Raw genomic sequence first — 22,372 nt, 5'->3', positions numbered from 1 at the left:
GACGGATGGCATGGAGGACGCTCGGCGTTGCAGGGTGGCGAAAGAGAGGTTTCGCACTCACTCGGCCTGAGGTGGATCTGACTCCTCCCGTCCGTCCTGTGCCTGCAGCAGGCCCCTTTTGCAGGATGTCCTGGTTACCTCTCCGTGAGGCTGCATTCGAACGCTGCGGCGAATGGAAAGAAGAGATTCATCCGAAGCTGCATGCAGCCTTGCGAAGCAGCCATGGCCACTCGCGCAGGCGACTCATGCCTTCGGCCCATGGCGCACCTGGGCCATGGAAAACGCCGGGACGCTCTGGCGCCCCGGGGAACTCAGCCCGCCGCCATCGAGTGGCCGTCGGATGCCGACCCGGCGGCGCGGCCGGACATTCCCGGTACGACACCGGAACTCTGAGGCGCGTCGGTGGAAAGCGCCAGGGAAGAATGCTGGGGCAACTGGAAGCCGCGCGATGGGTCCTGCACGGCCCATGCACGGATCTTCGGAGGTTGCGACTGCACGCTGCCGAAGATGGTGGCGAAGGCCACATCCGCCGCATCCCGGCCCGTGGCCATGCGCAGCATGCCCATGGGAATGGCCGTACCCGAAGGGTCGAACAAATACCAGCGGTCGCCAAGATAAGCCTCGACATACGCGTGAAAGTCCGGCGGGCCGAGTGCAGGGTCGGCGCCATAGTCCGTTCCGGTGGCGATGCGCGCGGGGATGTTCGCGGCCCTGCACAGCGCAATCATCAGATGGGCGAAGTCCCGGCAGACACCCACGCGTTCGATGAACGTGTCCACCGCCGATGTGGTCGAGTTGGAGGTATTGGAGCGGAAGGTCACATGATTGCGCACCCAGTCGCAGATCGCCTGCACGCGGCTGTAGCCTTGCCACAGGTGGCCGAACTCGCGCATGGCCAGCGTTGCCAGACGGTCCGACTGGCAGTAGCGGCTGGGAAAGATATACGCGACGACATCGTCCGGCAGATGGCGAACGCCTATCTCGGGTACCAGCGCCGGGTCGGCAGTGTGGTGATGGATGTCCACGGTGGCCGCATAGGACAGCGTGAGCGGGCCAGGATCGGCATGCAGCCGCAGGCAACGGGTGGCCGTGGCGGGATCGGTGTGCAAATGGGTGGGAATGTCCTGGCTGATGACCAGACTCTCGTCCTGAACGGTCTGGCAGCGCGTCTGCGCCACGTGGAAGTTGAAGACGAAGTCTGCGCCGGGATCGCCTACCGCGTACTCCAACTCCAATTGGAGTTTCATTCGGATCATGGGGCCTGCCGTAGTGGGGTAGATGGGAAAGAGCCTGCGTCTGCCAGGAACTCGATCATGCCGCATCAGACGCTGCTTGAGTATGTGCCGCGATGCCAGCCAGGGTTGTCAGTGGAGATCGCATGAGGGTGCAATCCTGGGCTAGCCGATCGGTCCGCACCGCGGACAGCGCGGCCGACGCGGACTTGTCCTACACCGGGGTGGACGTACAGGGAAAAAGATCGGCCCTCCCACGGCAATCTCAACCATCAAGGCTCCCATGGCAAAAGCACCGGCAGTTCAACGTTCCGTGAAAAAGGCCTCCGCCCCCTCTTCCAAGGCCCACGAAGGCGAAGAACTGCGTGGCAACGCAGGCGAGTTGCAGCAGCAAGCCGGAGGATCTCATCCGGTGCTGACGACCCAACAGGGCATTCCGGTTGGCGACAACCAGAATTCGCTGCGGTCCACGCCCAGCGGACCCACGTTGCTGGAGGACTTCATCCTCCGCGAGAAAATCACCCACTTCGACCACGAACGCATTCCCGAACGCATCGTGCACGCCCGCGGCACGGCCGCGCACGGCTTCTTCGAACTGACCGAATCGCTCTCGCAGTACACGACCGCCCGCATCCTGACGGAAGTGGGCAAGCAAACGCCGCTGTTTTGCCGCTTCTCGACGGTGGCCGGCGGTGCCGGCTCGGTGGACACCCCGCGCGACGTGCGCGGCTTCGCCGTCAAGTTCTATACCGAAGAAGGCAACTGGGATCTGGTGGGCAACAACATTCCAGTGTTCTTCATCCAGGACGCGATGAAGTTTCCCGACCTGGTGCACGCAGTGAAGATGGAGCCCGACCGCGGATTTCCACAGGCGGCCAGCGCACACGACACGTTCTGGGACTTCATCTCGCTGATGCCCGAGGCCATGCACATGATCATGTGGGCCATGAGCGACCGCACCATTCCGCGCAGCCTGCGCACCATGGAAGGCTTCGGCGTTCATTCCTTCCGACTGCTCGACGCAGAAGGCCAGAGCACGTTCGTGAAGTTCCACTGGCGTCCCAAGCTGGGCATCCAGTCCACGGTCTGGGACGAGGCGCTGAAACTGCAAGCGGCGGACAACGATTTTCATCGCCGCGACCTGTTCGAGGCCATCCAGGCAGGCAGCTTCCCGGAGTGGGAACTGGGCGTGCAACTGTTCACCGAAGAAGAAGCGGACACGTTCCCCTTCGACCACCTGGACCCGACCAAGCTCATTCCTGAAGAACTGGTGCCTCTCAGGATGATCGGCCGCATGGTGCTCAACCGCTGGCCCGACAACTTCTTCGCCGAAACCGAGCAGGTGGCGTTCTGCCCTGCCAACGTGCCGCCGGGCATCGACTTCTCCAACGACCCGCTGCTGCAGGGCCGTCTGTTCTCGTACCTGGATACGCAGCTGTCGCGCCTGGGCAGCCCGAACTTCGTGCAGATCCCGATCAACGCGCCCAAGTGCCCCTTCCACAACATGCAGCGCGATGGCCACATGCAGATGCAGGTGCCCAAAGGCCGCGTGGCCTATGAGCCGAGCAGCTTGCTCGGCGACACCCCGCGCGCCTCGCTGGCGCAGGGCACGCGGCATTTCGCCGAAGTGGCCGATGGCGGCTCCAAGGGCCGCGTGCGGCCCGAGAGCTTTGCCGACCACTACAGCCAGGCGCGCATGTTCTTTCGCAGCCAGAGCCCGCTCGAACAGGCCCACATGGCATCGGCCCTGGTGTTCGAGCTGTCCAAGGTCGAAACGCCTGCCGTGCGGACGGCCGTGGTGGCGCAGTTGCGCAACGTGGATGACAGCCTGGCCGCCCGCGTGGCCGATGGGCTGGGCATGCCAGAGCTGCCCGAGCCGTTTCCCGCTGCAGCCGCCGTGCAAGACTTGCCGCTATCGCCTGCGCTGCGCATCATCGACCGGATGAAGCCCACGCTGGAAGGCCGCTGCGTCGGCATCCTCGTGGCGGACGGCTCCGCCGCCGCACCGATCGCCGCGCTGCGCAAGGCGGCCGAGAAGGCCGGCGCCACGGTGAAGATCGTGGCCCCGAAGGTGGGCGGCGCCGTGCTGGCAGATGGTTCGCGGCTGCCGGCCGATGGGCAGTTGGCCGGTACACCCTCTACCGTGTTCGACGCGGTGGCATCGGTCCTGTCGCCGGAGGCAGGCGAGCAACTGTCGCGCGAAGCCGCTGCCGTGGACTGGTTCCGCGACGCTTTCGGCCACCTCAAGGCCATCGCTGCTTGCAAAGGCTCGCAGCCGATCCTGAAGGCCGCAGGCATCCAACCGGACGCCGGCGTGGTGGACCCATCGGAAACAGGTGCTTTCATTCAAGCGGCCAGCACGCGACAATGGGTGCGCGAGCCTTCCGTGCGGACGCTGGCATGATCGAAGCCTTGGCCCACCCCTTTGTCCCGTTTTCCGCTGACGTGCCACCGCCAGCCCGGGGCCCCTACAGACAGACCAACCACAGCATGACCTCTCCCTTGCGCATCCTTTACGTAGAGGACAACGCGGAGCTCCGCGAAACCATCGGCATGCTGCTGGAGGGGGAAGACCGTGAGGTGTCGCTGTGTGCCACGGCGGAGGAAGCTTTGAAGCTGGATGCGCAAAGCCCCTACGACCTCGTGGTTACGGACGTCAGCCTGCCCGGCATGTCAGGCACCGATCTGTGCCGACAACTGGTGTCGGAAAACCCTCAGCGCTGGATCGTGCTGTGCTCGGGCTACCAGTTCAGCCATGGACTGAAGACACTGGGGCCGAACGTGCGTGCGTTGCTCAAGCCGTTCGAGCTGGAAGAGCTGGAAGACCTCATGGAATCGATCCGCGACCAATTGCGCGGCTCCAACCAATCCGCCTGAACGGCCGCACCACCGTGCAGCCTTGACCCCTGCCACGCCGGGTGGCTGGTGCATCAACGTGCTGCCGGCCCGGCAGCAGCAGGGTGGCGGGGCAACTGCACATGGAAAGCGGTGTGGCCTTCGCGTGAGCAGACGTCGATGCGGCCACCGTGGCGCTGCACGATCTGGTGCACGATGTATAGCCCCAAACCCAGCCCCTGGTGCTGCCCTGGTTCGCGCTCCCGCCCCCGGAACGGATCGAACAGGTGCGGGATCAGCGCCGGGGGAATCGTCCCGGCATTGCAGACGGTGAGCTGCACCCGGTCGGCCGCCGTACCGTCCAGGATCACCTGCACCGGCTCGGCCGCATCGCCATGGTGGATGGCGTTGCCCAGGAGGTTGGCGGCCACTTGGCACAGGCGTTCGGCATCCCACTGACCCGACAGATTGCCCTTCTGCGTGACCTCGATGATCCGTTCGGGGTGGCTGACGTGCAATTCGTGCACCGGGCGCTGCACCAGTTCACCCAGGTCGGCCGGCCCGGTCTTCACGGGCAATCCGCCGGACTGGCGGGCCCGCGTCACGTCCAGCAGGTCTTCGATCATGCGGCCCATGCGCTGTGCGCTCGACTGCATCTTGCCGGCGATGGACTGCACTTTGTCGGGCTCCAACGGCCGCTGCAACACCAGAGCGCTGGCGAGGATGGCACTCAACGGCCCCCGCAGATCATGGCTCAGCACGGCCATGAACATCTCGTTCACGCGCAGGGCTTCGGTGCGCTCCTGCAATTCGCGCGCGAGGGCCACCTTCTGCTTTTGCAAGTCGAAGAATACGTTGGCTTTGTTCACCAGCACGTGCGCATCGATGGGCTTGTAGAGAAAGTCGACGGCGCCGGTCTCGTAGCCTTTGAACTGCCAGTTCTGGTCGCGCGAGCCCGCCGTCATGAAGATGAGCGGCACATGCCGGGTGCGTTCGCTGCCGCGGATGAGCTCGGCCAGTTCGAAACCGTTCATCTCGGGCATTTGCACGTCCAGCAGCGCCAGAGCGACGTCGGTATGAACGAGCAGCAGCTCCAACGCCTCGGAGCCCGAAGCGGCCTTGAGAATTTGCACGTCTTCGCGTTGCAGCAAGGCCTCCAGCGCGATCAGGTTTTCCTCCACGTCGTCAACGATCAGGCACTTGACCGGGGCAGTGCGCATGGGGGACGGCGGGATGGGGGCGGGTATCAAGAAACTCTCCGATGAAACAGGGTCGCCAGCAGCGCCGCGATGCGTTGCGGGGAAAGGACATGGTCTGGTGTGCAGGCGCTCATGGCGGCTTCCGGCATGAAGGGCATGGGCGCGCTGTCCGGCTCCTGAACGACCGTGATGCCCCCTCCGGCCTGCACGGCCGCCAACCCTTGCGCTCCGTCGCTGTTGGCACCCGACAGCACGATGCCTAGCAAGTCCGCCCCATAGGCATCTGCCGCGGATTCGAACAGCACATCGATGGAAGGGCGCGAAAAATGCACAGGGTCATCGACGGACAACGCCAGCGACGGCCCGCCATCGATCAGCAGATGGTAGTCCGGAGGTGCGAAGTACACGGTCCCAGGCTCGACAGGCTCTTTGTCCTGCGCCTCGCGCAAGGGCACTGCGCAGCTTGGCTGAAAGATGTCGCACAGCAGGCTGGGCCGCTCGCGCGGCAGATGCAGCACCACGAAGACAGCGGCCCGCAGGTCGGGCGGCAGCGACGGCAGAACGACCGAGAGCGCTTCGATGCTCCCCGCGGAGCCGCCGATCACCACCGCCTGTGGGCGGATGCGGCCGCTCATGCCCCACCCTTCTTCTGGAACAGGCGGTCCTGCGGCACGAGTTCGTCGAACTCGCCCGCGTGCGACGAAAAGCGCAGCGACTCCTTCGACCCCAACCCTAGAAAGCCCTTGCGGCACAGTGCGTCGCGGAACAGGCCCAACGCGCGGTCCTGCAGGTCGCGGTCGAAATAGATCAGCACGTTGCGGCAGGACACCAGTTGCACTTCGGCGAACACGCTGTCGGTGGCCAGGCTGTGGTCCGAGAACACGATGTGCTTGCGCAGGCTCTTATCGAGTACCACGCGCCCGTACGCCGCGGTGTAATGCTCCGACAGCGAGGTGCGCCCCCCCGACTTGGCATGGTTCTCGGTGAAGGTCGGCACGCGCTCGATGGCGTAGATGCCGGCTTCGGCCTTTTGCAGGGCGTTGGCGTTGATATCGGTGGCATAGATCAGGGTGCGGTCCAGCAGGCCCTCCTCCCGCAGCAAAATAGCCAGCGAATACACCTCCTCGCCCGTGCTGCAGCCCGCTACCCAGATCTTGAGCGAGGGGTAGGTTCGAAGCACCGGCACCACCGTTTCGCGCAGCGCGCGAAAATAAGTCGGGTCGCGGAACATCTCGCTCACCTGCACCGTGAGGTACTCCAGCATGGCGGGAAACACCTCAGGATCGTGCAAAACCAGATGCTGCAGCTGCGAGACCGACCGGCAATGGAAGCGGGTGAGCGCAGTTTGCAAGCGGCGCTTGAGCGAGGCTTGCGCATACCCGCGAAAGTCGTAGTGGTAGCGGCGGTAGATCGCCTCGACCAGCAGGTGCTGCTCGATGTCGAACGTCTTCTTTCGCTGCTGAGCAGCCGGGTCTTCGCTCATTTGGGCATCCACACGCGAACGAGCGAGAGCAGCTTTTCGACATCCAGTGGCTTGGCGATGTAGTCGTTGGCGCCGGCGGCCAGGCACTTCTCCTGGTCGTCCTTCATGGCCTTGGCGGTGAGCGCAATGATGGGCAGGCGCCGCCATTCGGGGCGCTTTCGGATCTCGCTCATGGCCGTGAAGCCATCCATCTCCGGCATCATGATGTCCATCAGCACCAAATCAACCACTGCCGCATCGCCAGACTGCGCGCGCTCCAGGGCTTCCAGTGCCTCGCGCCCGTTGCGTGCGATCTGCACCTTGGCACCGGTGGGTTCGAGCACGCTGGACAGCGCGAAGATGTTGCGCACGTCGTCCTCCACCACCAGAATGTTCCGCCCTTCCAAAGTGGATTCGCGGTCACGGGCCATCTGCAGCATCTGCTGGCGGTCTGCGGGCAGCTTGGACTCCACCTGGTGCAGGAACAGCGTGACCTCGTCCAGCAGCCGCTCGGGCGAGCGTGCGTCCTTGATGATGATGGACTTGGAGTAGCGCCGCAGCCGCTGCTCTTCATCGCGCGACAACGAACGGCCGGTGTAGACGATGACAGGCGGAAACGCCACTTCCTCCTGGCCCGCCATCTTTTCCAGCAGTTCGTAGCCGCTCAGGTCGGGTAGGTTCAGGTCCATCACCATGCAGTCGAACGTGCTGGTGCGCAGCAGTTCGAGCGCGCGCTGCGCCGTCTCGGCACCGACGATCTCCACATCGCCATTGGCCAGCAGGTGGTGCATGCTTTCGCGCTGCCTTTCATCGTCTTCCACCACCAGCACGCGGCGCATGGCCTGGGTGAACTTGGCTTCCATGAGCTGCAATGCCTGCACGAGTTCATCCCGCTTGACAGGCTTGAGCGCATAGCCGATGGCGCCCCGGCCCATGGCTTCCTGGGCATAGTCGGCGACGGAGACGACATGGACCGGAATATGCCGTGTCACCGGATTGCGCTTGAGTTGATCGAGCACCGCAAGGCCGGAAATATCCGGCAAATTCATGTCCAGCACGACCGCATTGGGCATGTAGTCGAGCGCAGCCGCCAGGCCTTCGCCACCGGTGTGGGTGATCACGCACTGAAAGCCCATTTCCCGGGAGAGGTCCAGCAGGATGCGGGCGAAACGCACGTCGTCCTCGACCACCAAGATGGTGCGGCGCCCGGGCGCCAGCTGGTCCCGGTCATCCGCCACGGCGTTCGCTGGGCGCCTCACCGCAGCGGCGGACGGCGGGATGAGGGGCACGCCTTCTGTGGGCGTAGCGGGCGGAACCACGGCTCGGCTGGCCGGGGCAGGAGTTGGAATCGCAGAGGCAGACGATGCCTGCGCCGTTGGCCGGGCCGCATCCTGCGGCGCATTCAATGGCGCGACCAGGGGCAGCACCAGGGTGAAGACGCTGCCTTGTCCTGGGGTGCTTCGCACGGTGATGCTGCCGCCGAGCAATTGCGCGAGGTCGCGGGAAATCGACAGCCCCAGCCCCGTTCCGCCGTACCGGCGGTGGGTGCTACCGTCGGCCTGCCGGAACGCCTCGAAGATCAGTTCCTGCTGGTGCTCGGGAATGCCGATGCCCGTGTCGCTGACCGCGAACGACACCGTACCGTCGGCATTGCCGAAGACGCGCAATGAGACCTCGCCTTGCTCGGTGAACTTCAGGGCGTTGGACAACAGGTTCTTCAGCACCTGGCCGAAGCGCTGCACATCCGTCTGCAAGGTGGCGGGGGCGCCCGGCTCCACCGTGCAGTGCAGGGCCAGGCCCTTGTCGTGCGCGATGGGGCGCAACGGGTCCGCCAACGCGTTCACCGCGCGGGCTACATCCATCGGCTCGATGGAAATCGTTGCCTGCCCCGCTTCGATCTTGGACAGGTCGAGGATGTCGTTGATGAGGGCCAGCAGGTCGTTGCCGGCGCCATGGATGGTCTGGGCGTATTTGACCTGCTCCCCCGTCAGGTTGCCGGCCTTGTTGTCCGCCAGCAGCTTGGCCAGGATGAGACTGGAGTTCAGCGGCGTGCGCAACTCATGGCTCATGTTGGCCAGAAACTCGCTCTTGTACTGGCTGGCCTGCTCCAGATCATTGGCCTTTTGCGACAGCGCATCCTGCGCGCGCAGCAGTTGCTGTTTCTGGTATTCGAGTTGCTGTGTCTGCTCTTCCAACTGGGCGTTGCTTTGCTCCAGCTCGGTCTGCTGCGCCTCCATCTGGGCTTGCGACTCCTGCAGCACCCGGCTTTGCTGCTCCAGTTCTTCGTTGCTCACACGCAGTTCTTCCTGCTGTGCCTGCAACTCTTCGGCCTGGCGCTGGGTTTCCTCCAGCAGGGCTTCGAGTCTGGTGCGGTCGATGGCCGAGCGGATGGACGTGGCGAGCAACTCCGACGCACGGGTGAGCAGTTCCAGATCGGCGTCACGCAAGGTACGGAAGAAGCCGAACTCGATCACCGCATGCACGACCCCGTTGTGCACGGCCGGCACCAGCACGATCTCGGCCGGCGTTCCATGGCCCACTCCCGAGGAAATCGGCAGGTAATTCGTTGGCACTTCCTTCACATGCATCAACTGGCGGGAATCGGCCGCCTGCCCCAGCAGGCCCTGGCCGCTCAGCACACGGGCACCAGCCTGCGGGTTCGCGAGCGCATAGCTGCCGAACCGCTGGAACACGCCGCCGCCTTCGGCCACATAGGCCGCGCCGACCCGCGCGCCCAGCCAATCGGCAAGGTAATCCATCACGATCGGGCCCAGGTCGCTCAATCGGTGATCGCCTTGCAGCCGGTGGCCCAGTCCCACCAGGCCCCCCTTGATCCAGTCCTCCTGGGCCTTGGCGCGGTGATCGCTTCGGGCCAGCGCTGCGGATGCCAGGATCAGCAGCAGCAGGACGAACGAACTGATCCAGGTGAAATAGGCCCCGAAGCGGGCTGCGGTGTCCCACTCGCCGCGGCGGCTATCCAATTCCTGGCGCTCGGCATTGAGCATGTCCCGCAGGATGTTGCGGATGGCATCCATGGTGGCGCGGCCCTTGTCCGTGCGCACCACATCCGCTGCGCCCTCCACATTGCCTGCACGCCGCATGTTCACCGTTTCGTCGAGTTCCGCCATCTTCTGGGCCACCAGTGCCTGCAGATGATCGAATCGCTGCAATTGCTCGGGCGAGGCCTGAACCAATGTGCGCAGCCGCCCCATTTCGGGCTTGAGCGCGGCCTGCGCGGCCGTGTAGGGCTGCAGGTACCGGGTCTCACCGGTGAGCAGGTAGCCGCGTTGTCCCGTCTCTGCATCCTTCGTGACCGACAGGACCGTCTGCATCTGCGAGAGGGATTCCACGGCCGCGTTGATGCGTGCCACGGCGTCGGCCCGCTCCTGCTGGGACTGGTATGTGAACAGGGCGATGATGGTGGTGGCCAACGCGGCCAACATGAAGCCAGCGAACAGCCGAATGGGCATGCCTCGCTGGATCTGGGAGGAAGGGGCGTTAGGTGTCATGGCACGGATCGAAGTGGGCCCAAATCATAGAGCCCAATGGCATGGCCGTAACACCCGCACACAAGATGCGGATACCCGTCGAAACCCCCGTGTGCAATGGCGAAAACGTTGCTACGTCTTCAGCGCTCACCCTGTGTGGCCGGCTGAGCCTGCCAGGCGGCCAATTGGCGGCGCAGCTCCTCGTTCTCGGCTGTGAGTTCAGCCACGCGGGCGCGCAACGATTGCATCGTATCGAGGGACGGGGCGTCCGCTTCGTCGCGCGGCTTGCGCCTGGCCTCACGCACCCGCTTGGCGGCCTGCTTGAGCTCATCGCCTCCAGCCACGGCAGCGGCGCGCTGCTCTTCTTGCGGCAGCGTAGCCACGGCAGCCGCCGCATTGAGCGAGAGTGCGCCTGACTTCACCGCCGCCACGACCTCTGGCGCAGCCTGCTTTCTTATTTTCTCGATCATGACCACCTGACTGCTGCTGAGCCTTGCCGCCTTGGCAATGGACTCCCGGCTGGACAGTGGCGGGGCTTCCAGGGGTGGCACCTGCGCTGGTGCATCGTCTGCGAGCGCGGTGCTGTGGCCGGAAGCATCGGTCGCGCTGGCGGGGGGTGCTTCTTTCACTGCCTCGCCATTGGCGGCGCGGACATTGCGATCGGCCAGAATCTCCCGTTTTCGCAAGGCCAGCACGCCCCGCTGGAAGTCCGATACGCTACGCCGGCCCAGGTGCTGGTCGATCATCCACAAATGGACATCTTCCATGGAGCGGAAATTCTGATTTTGTACCGTCTGAAACGGCAACCCGTGTTTTTGGCAGATACCGTAACGGTTATGGCCATCGACCAGAATCTCGCCCCACAGCACCAGCGCATCGCGACACCCCTCTGCCAGCAGACTGCGTTCCAGGGCCGCGTGCTCTTCGGGGCTCAGGGGATCGATGTAGGCCTTGAGTTCTTCGTTGACGACGATATGCATGGGCGGGGTTTCCAGGACCAAAGGGCCGGCATTGTAGAGAGCCCGCTCTGATGCGGCGAGAATCGAAGACGTATGCAAACCACCGACAAGGCCAAGGGCTCCCGCCAGAGCTTCAGGGGACAGCTCACCCTGCTGTTTGGCGGGCTGTCGCTTGCCAGCCTGCTGGGGGTGGGGCTTTATGTGGGCCACATCGCGACGGGGGAATTGGCCCGCTTCGGCGGTGAACTGCTGCACACCAGCGCCCGATCGGCCGCCGACCTGCTGGCGACCAATCTGCGCGAGCGGGCTCAGGAAATCGACCTGTTGCGCCAGCTGGCACTGTTCACCCGCGGCGATCTTTCTGCCAAGGAGATGAGGCAAGCGTTGGACCTGCGCAAGACCACCCACAACGAATACGCCTGGATCGGTGTCACCGACGCGAACGGACGGGTCACGCAAGCCACCGATGGCGTGCTGGTCGGTGCCCAGGTCGAGCATCGGCCATGGTTCCAGTCCGCCCGTTCCGGGCTGTTCGTGGGGGACGTTCATGAAGCCGTGCTGCTGGCCAAGCAGTTGCCCAACCGCAACCCGGACCAGCCGCTGCGCTTCATCGACTTTGCGGCCCCCATCCTGGACGAACAAGGCCAGTTGCGGGGGGTGCTGGGTGCCCATGCCCACTGGTCCTGGGTGACCGAGACGGTGGAATCCATCGTGGTGAACCGGGTCGGCCAGCACGGCGCGGAGGTACTGATCGCGGACAAGGCAGGGCACATTCTTTACCCCTTCCAGCATGCCGGGCTGCTGAATCTTCCCGCCGGCGCCTCGCCGCAGGCGCAGTCGGAGCGCCTCCAGTGGAGCGATGGCGCGGAGTACCTCACCAGCATGGTGGAGATACCGACCGTGGCGCACACCGACCTGGGCTGGCGCATCGTGCTGCGCCAGCCGCTGGACAAGGCGCTGGCGCCGGTGAAGGCGCTGCGCCAGCAATTGATTCTTCTCGGTCTGCTCACTGCCCTGGCCTGCGCTCTCGTGGCCTATCGGCTGGCGGCTCGCATCAGCCGGCCCATCGAGCAACTGGCCCTCGCCGCCCGAATGATCGAAAACCGCGCAGGAACGCCGGTGTATCCAGGCGACGACCACGCATCGGAGATCACGCAGCTCAACCACTCCTTCCAGTCGATGACGGCGTCCCTGCTCGAGCGCGAACGCGAGCTGTCTCAACTGAACACTTCGTTGGAAGCCCAGGTGACAGAGCGCACGCAAGCGCTGCACCGGGCCAACCAGGAGCTGGAGAACCTGGCCATTCACGATGCGCTCACTGGCATCTACAACCGACGCAGGTTCGACGAGAAGCTGCGCGAATACGTTCAGCTCTTTCAGCGCACGGGCCGGACCTTCGCGCTGCTGGTCATCGACGCCGACCATTTCAAGCATGTCAACGACCACCATGGCCACCAGACCGGCGACGCGGTGCTCCAGCAACTGGCCCAGGTGATCTCGGGCAGCGTGCGCATCACCGATTTTGTGGCGCGCTACGGTGGCGAGGAATTCGTCGTGCTGCTGCCGGAGCCACAAGACCGGCAGGAGGGCCGCGTGGTGGCCGAAAAGATTCGCGTGGCCGTGAGCCAAAGCCGCTTTCCGGCAGTCGGGCAATTGACGGTGAGCCTGGGCATGAGCTTTTGCAGCCCGAAGGACTCCAGCGAAATCGACGTCGTCCAGCGTGCCGACCAGGCGCTCTACCAGGCCAAGCAGCAAGGGCGCAACCAAGTGGTCGTGGCAACCGAAGGCGACTGAAATCTCTTGTCCGGCGGGAAGCGGCAGGGACGCCGCTATGATTCGGCGCCCTCGCCATGAACCATCGCCGCATCTTCCTTCGCCTGCTCCTGATCGCCGTGCTGTTGCACGCGTGCATCGGGTTACCCCGGCACGAAGCAGAGCATTTGCGAGCCATGGGAGGCGCCGGACTGGCAACCGTCGGCATGGCGCAAGAAGATACTTCGCGCCATTCGAAGCCGATGCACGCGCAGGAACACGGCCCTTGCGCCGGATGCGTGGCATTCGCGCAGCCTGCCGCCCTGCCGGGTGGCATGGCATTGCCCCTGCCGGAAACAGGCTCTGGCGGCAACTGCCTGCCGCCTGCGGCCGCACTCGCTTTGGTGCCGTCGCCTGATCGTTGGCCCTTTGCATCGCGCGATCCCCCCTTTCTCCCTGCCTGATGCATGCCGCCATTGAGCGCGGCGGCATCTCCCCTCTCCTTCCTTTTCTTCCGCGTCGTGGTGCTATGCCGCCGCAGCCGGATTCGTGCACGCCATCCAGCCGTCGACCTGCGTTCGATGGCCTCTCTCCAATACTGTCCATGTTTTCCAGTTCCTTCCAGGGCGCCCGCGCGCCCTTTCCCCTCACGCTCGCCATGGCGGCCCTTTCCTGCAGTTCCGCCATGGCGCAAACCGCCGACAGTGCGCCCCAACTGTCTACCGTCGAGATCGTCGGACGCACCGAATCCGGCGCATACCATGCGGAAGAAGCCGCTGGCGCCAAGACCGACCTGCCACTGCGGGAACTGCCGCAATCGGTGCGTGTCGTCACCCGCCAGGCCATCGACGACCTCGGAGCCACGCGGCTCGATGATGTGCTCGACTACGTGGGCGGCGTGTCCCGCCAGAACAATTTCGGTGGGCTATGGGACAACGTTGCCATCCGTGGCCTCCCAGGCAACGAAAACACCGGCATGGCCACCTTGATGAACGGCTTCTCCTCCAACCGGGGCTTCAACGCGCCGCGAGATCTGGCGGGTGTGGAGCGCATCGAGTTCCTCAAAGGCCCGGCCGCGGCCCTCTATGGCAGCAGCGAGCCCGGCGGAACCTTGAACATCGTGAGCAAGCGGCCTTTGTGGAAGGCGGCCAATGCGATCGAGGGCTCCGTAGGCAGCCAAGGCCTCAAGCGAGGCGCATTCGACAGCACCGGCCCCATCGGTGAAAACTTCGCCTACCGACTCAACGTTGCCGTGGAGGACCGCGACAGCTTTCGCGACCATGTGAGTTCCGAGCGGCGAGTGGTTGCCCCGGCATTCACCTGGAAGCTCGGCCGCGACACGGTGCTGGAATACGCAGGAGAGTTTCTGCGACACGCGACTCCGTTGGACCGGGGCGTGGTGGCCGTGGGCAATCGGCTGGGCACCATCCCACGCAGCCGGTTCCTGGGGGAGCCCGGCGATGGCGATGTGACCGTGGAAAACCAGACCCATCAGTTCATCCTGTCGCACGAGTGGAGCCCGCAGTGGCGCAGCCGTGTGGGCTTGTCTTACCGCGAGACCTCGATCCAGGGCTTTTCCACCGAAGCCAGCGCACTGCAGGCCAATGGCCTGCTCACGCGCCAACGCCGCTTTCGGGACTTCGCATCGGACGACATTGCCCTGCAAGCTGAGTTACAAGGCAATGTCATGACGGGTGACGTTGCCCACGAACTGCTTTTCGGCATGGAGAGTTTCAAGTTCCATCTGGACACGCTGATGCTGCGGGCCAATCCCACTGCCACCTCGCCTTATGCGATCGACATTCAGGCACCTGCATATGGTCAGCCCCAGCCCACACCATTGCCCAACACGGACACGCTGGAACGCCAGCGCAACACCGCGTTTTATTTCCAGGACGCCATCAAGCTGTCACCGACGTGGCGCCTGGTGGGAGGGGTGCGTGTGGACCAATACCGGCAGTCGCTGGAAAACCGGCGCAATGGCACCACCGCCAGCCAGGAGCCGTCATCCACGTCTCCCCGCATCGGCCTGAGTTGGCTGCCATCGACGCAATGGACGGTGTATGCAAACGCCGGGCGTTCTTTCCGCCCCAATGTGGGGTCGGACAGCGCTTCTCAAGCCTTCGATCCGGAAACCGGGCGTTCCATGGAAGTCGGCGCGAAATGGGAAAGCGCCGATCAACGCATGGGCGCCACGGCCGCGCTTTTCGACATTCGCAAACGCAATGTACTGACCTCCGACCCTCTGAATTCAGGCTACTCCGTTGCTGCAGGCGAGGTGCGCAGCCGGGGCCTGGAGCTTGATTTGGCAGGCCAGGTGACAGCCCGCTGGCGGGTCAATGCCAGCCTGGTTTTGAACGACGTGGAAATCACCCGGGATAACACCCTGGAGGTGGGGGGCCGGCTGCTCAATGTGCCCAAAGTCAATGGCAGCGTGCTGGCGGTGTACGAGAACGCGTTCGACAATGGCCAGCGTTACGGTATTGGCGGAGGCATCACACACGTCGGCCGCCGCCTGGGCCAGGCACGCACGCAGGCCGAAGCCAATGCGGGATCAGCCGCGTTCGACCTGCCCAGCTACCGGACGGCCAAGCTGGTTGCCTATTGGCGCATCACTCCATCCGTGCGGCTGACCTTGGACGTGGACAACATTTTCGACACGACGTACTACACCAGTTCCTACAGCCGGCTCTGGGTCGCACCAGGGACGGCGCGCGCGGTGACGCTGGGCGTGCAGGCACGTTTCTAACTTATCTGACAGGGGTCTGGAGGCGGCTGAGACAGCGGATGACATCCGGCGTGAGCAACGTCTGACGCCGCTGGCGAAGGGCACCGGCCAGCATAGGAACCCTATGCCTGCCACCGCCCCTTTGCACGTGCCTGCCGGGGCCCACCATGTCAGCCAGCCGCCCTCGCCCGGCGTGCCTTCAACGGCCCGCGTGCTTTCTGTTTTGAAAAGAACCTTTGGGCTACGCAAACTGCGGGCCGGACAAAGGGAGGTAATCGACCGTGTGCTGCAAGGCGAAAACACCTTGGCCGTGATGCCGACAGGGGCTGGCAAATCGCTTTGCTATCAGTTGCCTGCCCTGCTGATCGAAGGCAGGACCGTGGTGGTGTCGCCGCTCATCGCGCTCATGCGGGACCAATGCGATTCGCTGCGTGAACGAGGGATATCCGCCGTGCAGTTGCACAGTGGGCTCACGCCGCAGGAGACGCGCGAGGCAGAGCAGGCCGTCGCCGACGGTAGCGCGCGCATCGTGCTGACCACTCCAGAGCGGCTCGCAGACGCTGATTTTCTTGCCCTCTTGTCCTCCAGCGGCTCCGTCGGCCTGCTCGCGGTGGATGAAGCCCATTGCATCTCGCAATGGGGTCATGACTTCCGCCCGGCATTTCTCGAGATTTCGGGCGCCATGGCTCAGCTGGGCGGGCCGACCGTGCTGGCCCTGACCGCCACGGCTACGGGGCCGGTGGCCGCAGACATCCGCAAGCAACTGGGCATTCCTGCAGCAGGCGTGGTGGATACAGGAACCTATCGGCCCAACCTCCGATACCGCGCGGAAGCCTTGGCCAACGAATCAGACAAACAAGCGCGCCTTATCACGATCGTGCGAACCACCGAAGGTGCGGGCCTGGTTTACACCGCCACGGTGAAAGCGGCGCAGGAAGTTCATGCGGCGTTGCGCGCAGCGAACGTGTCGGCAGGCCTTTATCACGGTCGCATGCCGGCCGCGGAGCGCAGCGAGGCGCAGCGAGGCGCAGGACGCTTTCATGCGGGGGGATCTGCGCGTCATGGTCGCTACGAACGCGTTCGGACTGGGCATCGACAAGCAGGACGTTCGTTTCGTAGTGCATTACCAGATGCCCGGAGGACTGGATGCGTATTACCAGGAGTCAGGCCGAGCAGGGCGCGATGGCAACCCAGCAGATTGCACATTGCTGTTTCTTCGCAAGGACAAGGCGGTGCAGCAATTTTTCTTGGCAGGCCGCTATCCCAGCCCGGATGACATCGATGCACTCTACCGAGCCTTGCACGATCCCGCGCCACAGGAGCAAACCGCCTGGACGCTCGATAGTTTGCAGGCCCGTCTGGACCGGCCACGCAGCAAAATTCAGGTGGGCTTGGGCCTGCTGCAGCGCCACAAGATCGTGTCGAAAACACGCGCTGGCGCACTCTCCCTGCGCAAGGCGGAACTGAAGCCCGCTTCTGTGCACGCGCTGTTGCAGGCCTATGCAGACAAGCGCGAACAAGATCAGCAGGCATTGGAGCGCATGGTGTTTTACGCGCAGACGGGGCGCTGCCGTTGGCAAGTGCTGCTCGAATACTTCGAGCCATCGGAGGCACCTCAGCGGTGCGGCACCTGCGACAACTGTGTACGCATGGGCGCACTCGCCCAACAGGCATTGACTGAACGGGCTGCCGACACGGTTCGAAAACTGGGCACAGGCGGAACGGGTAATGCGGCTGACAAACATCCGGCTGCCAAAGCAGAAATTCTTGAGGGCCCGGTCCCGCCCAGTGCCAAGGCGCTCGAGTTGGGCGCCTCCGTCCGCGTCAAACGGTACGGACAGGGCATCGTGGCAGCCATCGATGCCATTTCCATCACGGTGAATTTTGCCGACGGCAGCCAGCGCTGTTTTCAACCAGACTTCGTGCAGCGATTCACTCCCCGAGGCATACGCGCAAAGCCGTTGTCTTGAACCTTGACCCACAAAGCGCTCTGAGCGGCTTGTCATCAATCGTGGCGCGTTCCTCGGCAGGACGGATAGACAGAGCACCCCCAGAATGACTGACCGGCCAACACGCCGCGCTTGGCCGTTCGCCGGATCATCGCGTGTCCGCATTTTGGGCAGGGAGGATCGGACAGTGCTGGCAGGATGGCTTGCGTTGAACAAGCGGCCAGCGTGCCAGAGGCTATCGACGGAGGCGGACTGCGATCGATTGCCGTCTCCCGGATGAGTTGCAGCAATGCGGCGCCGTCGATGAGCCGGATGTTGCGGCCACTGGCGAACGCCGTGGCTTCTTGAGTGAAACGCCCGGAAGTCACCACGAAACCTGCGGAAGCCCCGTGTGCGGCCATCACGCCGTACAGTTCCCGGATCACTGGCACGCCGACCTGAAGGGCCTTCCAATGCTTGCATTGGACGAAGGACGTCTCGCTCGCTTTGGTAAGGGTCAGGTCCACCCCCCCGTCGGGACCGTTTCCCCCCTGCTCCTGCACCATGTAACCGCGACGCCGAAATCCCTCGCCGACCAGTTTCTCGAAGGCCTGCCAGGACATTCCCTGCAAGGCCTGGGCGCTGGAGTTCGCTGTCCCAACGTCGTTCGGCAGATGGCTGCGCTCCCGGCGCCTCACGGCAGAAAGCAAGGCCCCCATCACGCACAGAAACGGGAGTACGAACTGTCCTGCATAGGCCAAACCGCGCAAGATGGCGCCGGTAGCCAGTTGCGCAATGTCCTCTGGCGTTTTTGCAGCCGGCATGGGCAGGGAGGAGACGGTGTGCAGTGCTCCATAAATCACTGCTGCCATTCCAAACCCGACCCACCATGGAAGACGCGAAATCCAGTTCATGACATCTTCTACGGCACTTTGTTTTTGACGTTTTGCCATCGCTCCCCTCCTGCATTCCGCCAAGCGGATCAATCGAACATTTTGCAACAAATCACAGGTCGGGGATCAAGCAATCTGAAAATTCGCGCAAGACGGTGAAGAAGGAAACTCTCGCGCCTCAACAGAACTGAGCCCCGACAAACTTGAACTGCTGGGCACCAGCACCAATGACGATGGCGTGCGTGCAAAGACCGTAATCGCCCGGCTTGAAGAGGGTGGGTGGACGCTCGTTCCGGGTACGCCGCTGTCCCAGGCGGAGACCTCTTGGTGGCGCACTGTGGGCGCCTATGTGCTGGGTCTGCTGGCATCGCTGGTGCTCGGGGGTATGGGCGCCTGGTGGATGTCGAAGTCCATCACGGTGTCCATGCGCAGCCTGCAAGACGATGCAGATGCCTTGGGCAGAGGGGAACTTCGGCCATCCGGCATGTCGCGCATCACGGACATCGACGCCGTGGCCAGCCATTGGCGATGCATGCCGTATCGATCTGCTCGATGGCCAGGGGGAACTGCAGCCAAGGCTGAGCCATTACGAATTGGCAGATCACAACGCCAGGATCGTGGAGCAAAGCGACCTCCCGGCCGGGTCCGAGGGCACTCCACGGGTACTCGCCATCGCCCTGAAAACAGGCAAGCCCAGCCTGCATCCGCTGGGCGAGCCCCATGAAGAGGGAGGCCAAAATATCGATATCTCGGCACTGGCTCCGACAATCGATGTGGTTGCAGCATGCATCGTCCCGCTGATCGCGAGGGGCCGCACGATCGGCACGATGGCGGTGCTGCAAGCCGGATCAAGCCGCGCATTTCAAGCGGAGGATGGTTCGCTGATCGGGGAGCTGGCACAGCGCGCAGCACTGGCGTTGGATAACGCATTGCTCTTGTCGGAGGCACGAAAGGCGCAGCGCGAAGCCGAGGCCGCCAACCATGCGAAGGATGAATTTCTGGCCATGCTGGGTCATGAACTTCGCAACCCTCCGACGCCCATCGTGCTCGCACTGAAGTTGATCGCCCGCCGGGATGCGTCCGCATTTCCCAGGGAGCGCGAGATCAGCGGGTACGAACTCGCACGCCAGGTCCGCTTGCAGCCCGACACACAGAGCCTTCCTTTGGTCGCATTGACGGGCTACGGAAGCGACTCAGATCGGAGGCTCGCGCTGGAGGCCGGCTTCGACGACCATTTTTCCAAGCCTGTGGACATGGGCCGGTTGCTGGAGCGACTGACAGGGTTGCTGGCAGGCCGCCACGAAAGAGACGCAGCATTGCGTCACCATCCCTGACCATTGTTCTCAGCCTGCGCCGATCCGACCGCAACTGCCAATCATCCAAATGCCAGACCGCGCACCCGATAGTGCCTTCAACGCACTGCCTTACCCATTCTCATGTTGGCGCCCCGCGGGAACATTGCAAAGCCTTTGCCTGCGCATTCCAGGCGCTGAAGCACCTCAACCCGCTCCCGAGGCCATCGCCGTGGCGGAGCAGGGCATTCTTGGCGACCGGCACGCCAACCGGCTTTCGCCGCGCCAAGTGCTGCTGGCAGGAACCGATGCCTATCGCGATCTTCAACTGCCGCCGCTCACGCTGAGCGAAAACCTGCTTATCGATTTGCCAACAGCAGGCCTTTGCTCCGGCTCCTTATTGAAGATCGGCCCCGAGGTTGTCCTGTGGATCACCTTTCAGTGCGAGCCCTGCGCCCGGTTGGAGCGACGCCAGCCAGGCGTTGTCAAAGCGCTGAAGGGCCGTCGCGGCGTATTGGCGCGTGTGTTGCAAGGCGGATCGATGCGCGTGGGCGATGCCATCTGCCAGGGGCCTGCGCCGATTCCTCCCATGAGCGACGATTGGAAGGCACGCGTCGCTCACGTCGTGCGGCAGATACCGGCAGGAAAACGCGTCGAGTATCGGCAGTTGGCCGATCTCGCCGGGGTTGCCAAGGGTTACTGCCGGGCTTTCCCTCGAGTGCTCAACCAACTGTGCCCCGACGTGGCGAGGCGTGCGCAAGCGAGCAGCGTGGTGATGCGAGCAGAGCAGCATTGGGCAGGCGCTGAACTCTTCGATGTGCACGCACACCTTTCAGCACATGCCACCGTCCACGCGAGGCATGGATACGCCGTGTATGAGCCGCTTTCAGGTGAGTAGAAAGGGAATCCGGCAATAACCAACTGCAAGCCCTTATCAAGGTGCGGCGCCACGGGCATACAAGCAGAACGTGGGCCGATCGAGTCGCCCCACACCGCGGTTCTGCGCGCCCATCGGCCACTGAGCGGTCCTTTCCTGGAAGGTGCGCGGTCAGCCCCCCATGGCGGCAATCAGCGATCGTGGCCGCAGGTCCGTCCAGTGCGCCTCGATGTATGCACGGCATGCCGGTCTATCACTTGCTGGCAAGGCCACTTCCCAGCCCTCGGGCACGTCGATAGACGCGGGCCACAGTGAGTGCTGGCCTTCCGGATTGGTGAGCACCAGGAAGCTGGCGCTTTCGTCGTCGAATGGGTTGCTCATGTTTGAATCTCCTTGAAGGTCATGCGAATTCTGCAATGGTGGGGGCCGCTTCACGCAGCGACGCCAGAGCCGATGCGATTTCGGCCAGCGCGTCATGGCGCGCAAAATCCTGGCGCAGTGCTTGGGCTCGCTGCCGGTAGGACGGCACGTCCAGCAACTTGCGCACCGCATCGCCGATCTGGCGCGCGCTCGGCTGCCCGGTGGCAAGGTTGATGCCGGCACCTGCCCAGGCCACCCGCGCGGCAATTTCCGGCTTCTCTTCGGTCGCACCAGCCACAACCAGCGGCACTCCCAAACTGAGCGCGTGGTTGACAGATCCATATCCACCGTTGGTGACCATGGCATGCACTTTGGGCAGCAGCCGGTCGTAGGGCAAAAATGGCACCACCCGGGCATTGGCTGGAAGCATCGCCGCTCCCAGGCCCGGCGGAACCGGACCGCCCGTGGTTGCGATCACCTGGATGTCCTCGAACTTGGCCAATGCTTGCACAGTAGGACCGATCAATTGCGAGGGGTTCTGATTGGCCAGCGTGCCTTGTGTGACCAGCACGACAGAGCGCCCATCGTCCAGTTCAGACCACCAGTCGGGGGGGATGAAGTCGGAGCGTGCAGGAGCCAGGAGCGGCCCGACAAACCGGACGGAGCCGGGAAGGTCGCTGCGCGGGTACTCGAAAGAAGCCGACGTCAGTTGAAGGTAAAGATCGGGCAGCGTCACCATCGCGTCGATGAAAAAGCCCGGCAGACCAGGCGCACCCAAGGCTGACAACGCGCTGTTGAAATGGCGTTGCACGTCACCGAACATGGCCTGCTGGAGGTTGCGATGCATGGCCTGATTGCGAACACGCCCCTCGGGCGTGGATGAAGGCGGCAGCGCAGTGCCGAAAAAGGCGGTGTCGCGGCTGGACAGCGCCAGCGCCGAAATACCAATGGAGACGATGGCAGGTCGCTCCTCCCGTGGACCCAGCAGCAGCGGAAACGTACCGCAAAACATCGTGTCCACCAAGATGGCATCGGCATCGAAGTGCGCCAGGATGCCGCGCAAGCCAGCCAACTGTGGCGCCATGGCGTCCGCAAAGAAATGCTTCAGTCCGAAACACAGCTGCGCATGGACGGACGGCAGTTGCAGCCGCTGCGGAAATCGCCGATCCAGCTCATGGTGTTCGAAATCAATGGACCGGTCGAACGCGGTGAAGGAAGCGCCCGTGGCCAAGGCCTGCGCTCGAAAGTGGCTGGCCGTGTGCACCCGTACTTCGTGTCCTTGACGCACCAGATACTGGGCGATGGCCAGCATGGGCAACACATGCCCCGGCAGGGCGGTCGCGGCGATGAGATAACGTGCCATGGTT

The 22,372-nt window shown here is 63.8% G+C and carries 17 protein-coding genes and 2 pseudogenes; 10 read left to right on the top strand and 9 right to left on the bottom strand.

Features of this window, described 5'->3' with window-relative positions; all coding sequences use genetic code 11:
• Window positions 1–311: 311 nt before the first annotated feature.
• Window positions 312–1,256, bottom strand: a complete 945-nt coding sequence (locus M5C98_RS04250) for a transglutaminase-like domain-containing protein (protein ID WP_272551174.1) — start codon at window positions 1,254–1,256, stop codon at window positions 312–314.
• A 259-nt stretch (window positions 1,257–1,515) separates the two neighbouring features.
• On the opposite strand from M5C98_RS04250, the gene M5C98_RS04245 reads away from it, so the two are divergent.
• Both M5C98_RS04245 and M5C98_RS04240 read left to right on the top strand, forming a co-directional pair.
• The gene (locus tag M5C98_RS04245; RefSeq protein WP_272551173.1) at window positions 1,516–3,636 is read left to right on the top strand and encodes a catalase; all 2,121 of its coding nucleotides are present in this window, start codon (window positions 1,516–1,518) and stop codon (window positions 3,634–3,636) included.
• Window positions 3,637–3,734: 98 nt separating this feature from the next.
• Window positions 3,735–4,109: a response regulator transcription factor gene (locus tag M5C98_RS04240; RefSeq protein ID WP_272553148.1), complete on the top strand. Its 375-nt coding sequence runs from the start codon at window positions 3,735–3,737 to the stop codon at window positions 4,107–4,109.
• 53 nt (window positions 4,110–4,162) lie between these two features.
• Here M5C98_RS04240 and M5C98_RS04235 read toward each other — a convergent pair whose 3' ends face one another.
• The 5 genes from M5C98_RS04235 to M5C98_RS04215 all read right to left on the bottom strand — a co-directional run bounded on the left by M5C98_RS04235 (window position 4,163) and on the right by M5C98_RS04215 (window position 11,196).
• On the bottom strand, window positions 4,163–5,287 hold the full coding sequence (locus M5C98_RS04235) for a hybrid sensor histidine kinase/response regulator (protein WP_272551172.1): 1,125 nt from the start codon (window positions 5,285–5,287) through the stop codon (window positions 4,163–4,165).
• A 26-nt stretch (window positions 5,288–5,313) separates the two neighbouring features.
• Window positions 5,314–5,901, bottom strand: a complete 588-nt coding sequence (locus tag M5C98_RS04230) for a chemotaxis protein CheB (RefSeq protein WP_272551171.1) — start codon at window positions 5,899–5,901, stop codon at window positions 5,314–5,316.
• Window positions 5,898–6,749, bottom strand: a complete 852-nt coding sequence (locus tag M5C98_RS04225) for a CheR family methyltransferase (protein WP_272551170.1) — start codon at window positions 6,747–6,749, stop codon at window positions 5,898–5,900. Before M5C98_RS04225 ends, M5C98_RS04230 begins: the two co-directional genes overlap by 4 nt.
• Window positions 6,746–10,237: a response regulator gene (locus tag M5C98_RS04220; RefSeq protein ID WP_272551169.1), complete on the bottom strand. Its 3,492-nt coding sequence runs from the start codon at window positions 10,235–10,237 to the stop codon at window positions 6,746–6,748. Before M5C98_RS04220 ends, M5C98_RS04225 begins: the two co-directional genes overlap by 4 nt.
• Before the next feature lie 119 nt (window positions 10,238–10,356).
• Window positions 10,357–11,196 (bottom strand): plasmid replication/partition related protein, encoded by an 840-nt coding sequence (locus tag M5C98_RS04215; protein WP_272551168.1) that lies wholly within the window; start codon window positions 11,194–11,196, stop codon window positions 10,357–10,359.
• 72 nt (window positions 11,197–11,268) lie between these two features.
• Here M5C98_RS04215 and M5C98_RS04210 point away from each other — a divergent pair, with 72 nt between their 5' ends.
• From M5C98_RS04210 to M5C98_RS24685, 6 genes and pseudogenes are all read left to right on the top strand, one after another.
• Window positions 11,269–12,969 (top strand): sensor domain-containing diguanylate cyclase, encoded by a 1,701-nt coding sequence (locus tag M5C98_RS04210; protein ID WP_272551167.1) that lies wholly within the window; start codon window positions 11,269–11,271, stop codon window positions 12,967–12,969.
• Between the two features lie 56 nt (window positions 12,970–13,025).
• Window positions 13,026–13,391: a hypothetical protein gene (locus M5C98_RS04205; RefSeq protein ID WP_272551165.1), complete on the top strand. Its 366-nt coding sequence runs from the start codon at window positions 13,026–13,028 to the stop codon at window positions 13,389–13,391.
• A 140-nt stretch (window positions 13,392–13,531) separates the two neighbouring features.
• Complete coding sequence (locus M5C98_RS04200) at window positions 13,532–15,676, top strand: TonB-dependent siderophore receptor (RefSeq protein ID WP_442867228.1); 2,145 nt, start codon at window positions 13,532–13,534, stop codon at window positions 15,674–15,676.
• 103 nt (window positions 15,677–15,779) lie between these two features.
• A pseudogene (locus M5C98_RS24695) lies at window positions 15,780–16,619 on the top strand (RecQ family ATP-dependent DNA helicase); the annotation flags it as partial.
• Window positions 16,597–16,782, top strand: a pseudogene (locus M5C98_RS24690) (helicase-related protein); the annotation flags it as partial. The pseudogenes M5C98_RS24695 and M5C98_RS24690, both read left to right, overlap by 23 nt.
• A gap of 105 nt (window positions 16,783–16,887) precedes the next feature.
• Window positions 16,888–17,625, top strand: coding sequence for a RecQ family zinc-binding domain-containing protein (locus tag M5C98_RS24685; protein ID WP_336298502.1), 738 nt, complete (start codon window positions 16,888–16,890; stop codon window positions 17,623–17,625).
• A 35-nt stretch (window positions 17,626–17,660) separates the two neighbouring features.
• On the opposite strand, the gene M5C98_RS04190 is transcribed toward M5C98_RS24685, so the two are convergent.
• On the bottom strand, window positions 17,661–18,536 hold the full coding sequence (locus M5C98_RS04190; RefSeq protein WP_272551164.1) for a restriction endonuclease: 876 nt from the start codon (window positions 18,534–18,536) through the stop codon (window positions 17,661–17,663).
• A 383-nt stretch (window positions 18,537–18,919) separates the two neighbouring features.
• On the opposite strand from M5C98_RS04190, the gene M5C98_RS24750 reads away from it, so the two are divergent.
• Both M5C98_RS24750 and M5C98_RS04180 read left to right on the top strand, forming a co-directional pair.
• Entirely contained in the window at window positions 18,920–19,810 is an 891-nt protein-coding gene (locus M5C98_RS24750) for a GAF domain-containing protein (RefSeq protein ID WP_442867227.1), read from the top strand.
• 190 nt (window positions 19,811–20,000) lie between these two features.
• A complete protein-coding gene (locus tag M5C98_RS04180; protein WP_272551163.1) occupies window positions 20,001–20,666 on the top strand; it encodes an MOSC domain-containing protein in 666 nt (221 codons plus the stop codon).
• A gap of 150 nt (window positions 20,667–20,816) precedes the next feature.
• On the opposite strand, the gene M5C98_RS04175 is transcribed toward M5C98_RS04180, so the two are convergent.
• Window positions 20,817–21,026, bottom strand: a complete 210-nt coding sequence (locus tag M5C98_RS04175) for an MbtH family protein (protein WP_272551162.1) — start codon at window positions 21,024–21,026, stop codon at window positions 20,817–20,819.
• 19 nt (window positions 21,027–21,045) lie between these two features.
• Window positions 21,046–22,368 carry a glycosyltransferase gene (locus M5C98_RS04170; RefSeq protein ID WP_272551160.1) on the bottom strand — a complete coding sequence of 441 codons (1,323 nt, stop codon included), beginning with the start codon at window positions 22,366–22,368 and terminating at the stop codon, window positions 21,046–21,048.
• Window positions 22,369–22,372 lie beyond the last annotated feature (4 nt).

This window comes from Acidovorax sp. NCPPB 3576 (assembly GCF_028473605.1).
GTDB lineage: Bacteria > Pseudomonadota > Gammaproteobacteria > Burkholderiales > Burkholderiaceae_C > Paracidovorax.
Note: the sequence above shows the minus strand (reverse complement) of the source record. Positions and strands in the feature narration are given on the sequence as shown.

Excerpts from the sequence above, each read along its gene's own strand:
- M5C98_RS04205 (WP_272551165.1), top strand. The coding sequence starts at position 13,026 with ATGAACCATCGCCGCATCTTCCTTCGCCTGCTCCTGATCGCCGTGCTG.
- M5C98_RS04245 (WP_272551173.1), top strand. The coding sequence starts at position 1,516 with ATGGCAAAAGCACCGGCAGTTCAACGTTCCGTGAAAAAGGCCTCCGCC.
- M5C98_RS04230 (WP_272551171.1), bottom strand. The coding sequence starts at position 5,901 with ATGAGCGGCCGCATCCGCCCACAGGCGGTGGTGATCGGCGGCTCCGCG.
- M5C98_RS04235 (WP_272551172.1), bottom strand. The coding sequence starts at position 5,287 with ATGCGCACTGCCCCGGTCAAGTGCCTGATCGTTGACGACGTGGAGGAA.
- M5C98_RS04250 (WP_272551174.1), bottom strand. The coding sequence starts at position 1,256 with ATGATCCGAATGAAACTCCAATTGGAGTTGGAGTACGCGGTAGGCGAT.
- M5C98_RS04210 (WP_272551167.1), top strand. The coding sequence starts at position 11,269 with ATGCAAACCACCGACAAGGCCAAGGGCTCCCGCCAGAGCTTCAGGGGA.
- M5C98_RS04225 (WP_272551170.1), bottom strand. The coding sequence starts at position 6,749 with ATGAGCGAAGACCCGGCTGCTCAGCAGCGAAAGAAGACGTTCGACATC.
- M5C98_RS04215 (WP_272551168.1), bottom strand. The coding sequence starts at position 11,196 with ATGCATATCGTCGTCAACGAAGAACTCAAGGCCTACATCGATCCCCTG.
- M5C98_RS04220 (WP_272551169.1), bottom strand. The coding sequence starts at position 10,237 with ATGACACCTAACGCCCCTTCCTCCCAGATCCAGCGAGGCATGCCCATT.
- M5C98_RS04200 (WP_442867228.1), top strand. The coding sequence starts at position 13,532 with ATGTTTTCCAGTTCCTTCCAGGGCGCCCGCGCGCCCTTTCCCCTCACG.
- M5C98_RS04175 (WP_272551162.1), bottom strand. The coding sequence starts at position 21,026 with ATGAGCAACCCATTCGACGACGAAAGCGCCAGCTTCCTGGTGCTCACC.
- M5C98_RS24750 (WP_442867227.1), top strand. The coding sequence starts at position 18,920 with ATGCAGATGCCTTGGGCAGAGGGGAACTTCGGCCATCCGGCATGTCGC.
- M5C98_RS04170 (WP_272551160.1), bottom strand. The coding sequence starts at position 22,368 with ATGGCACGTTATCTCATCGCCGCGACCGCCCTGCCGGGGCATGTGTTG.
- M5C98_RS04190 (WP_272551164.1), bottom strand. The coding sequence starts at position 18,536 with ATGGCAAAACGTCAAAAACAAAGTGCCGTAGAAGATGTCATGAACTGG.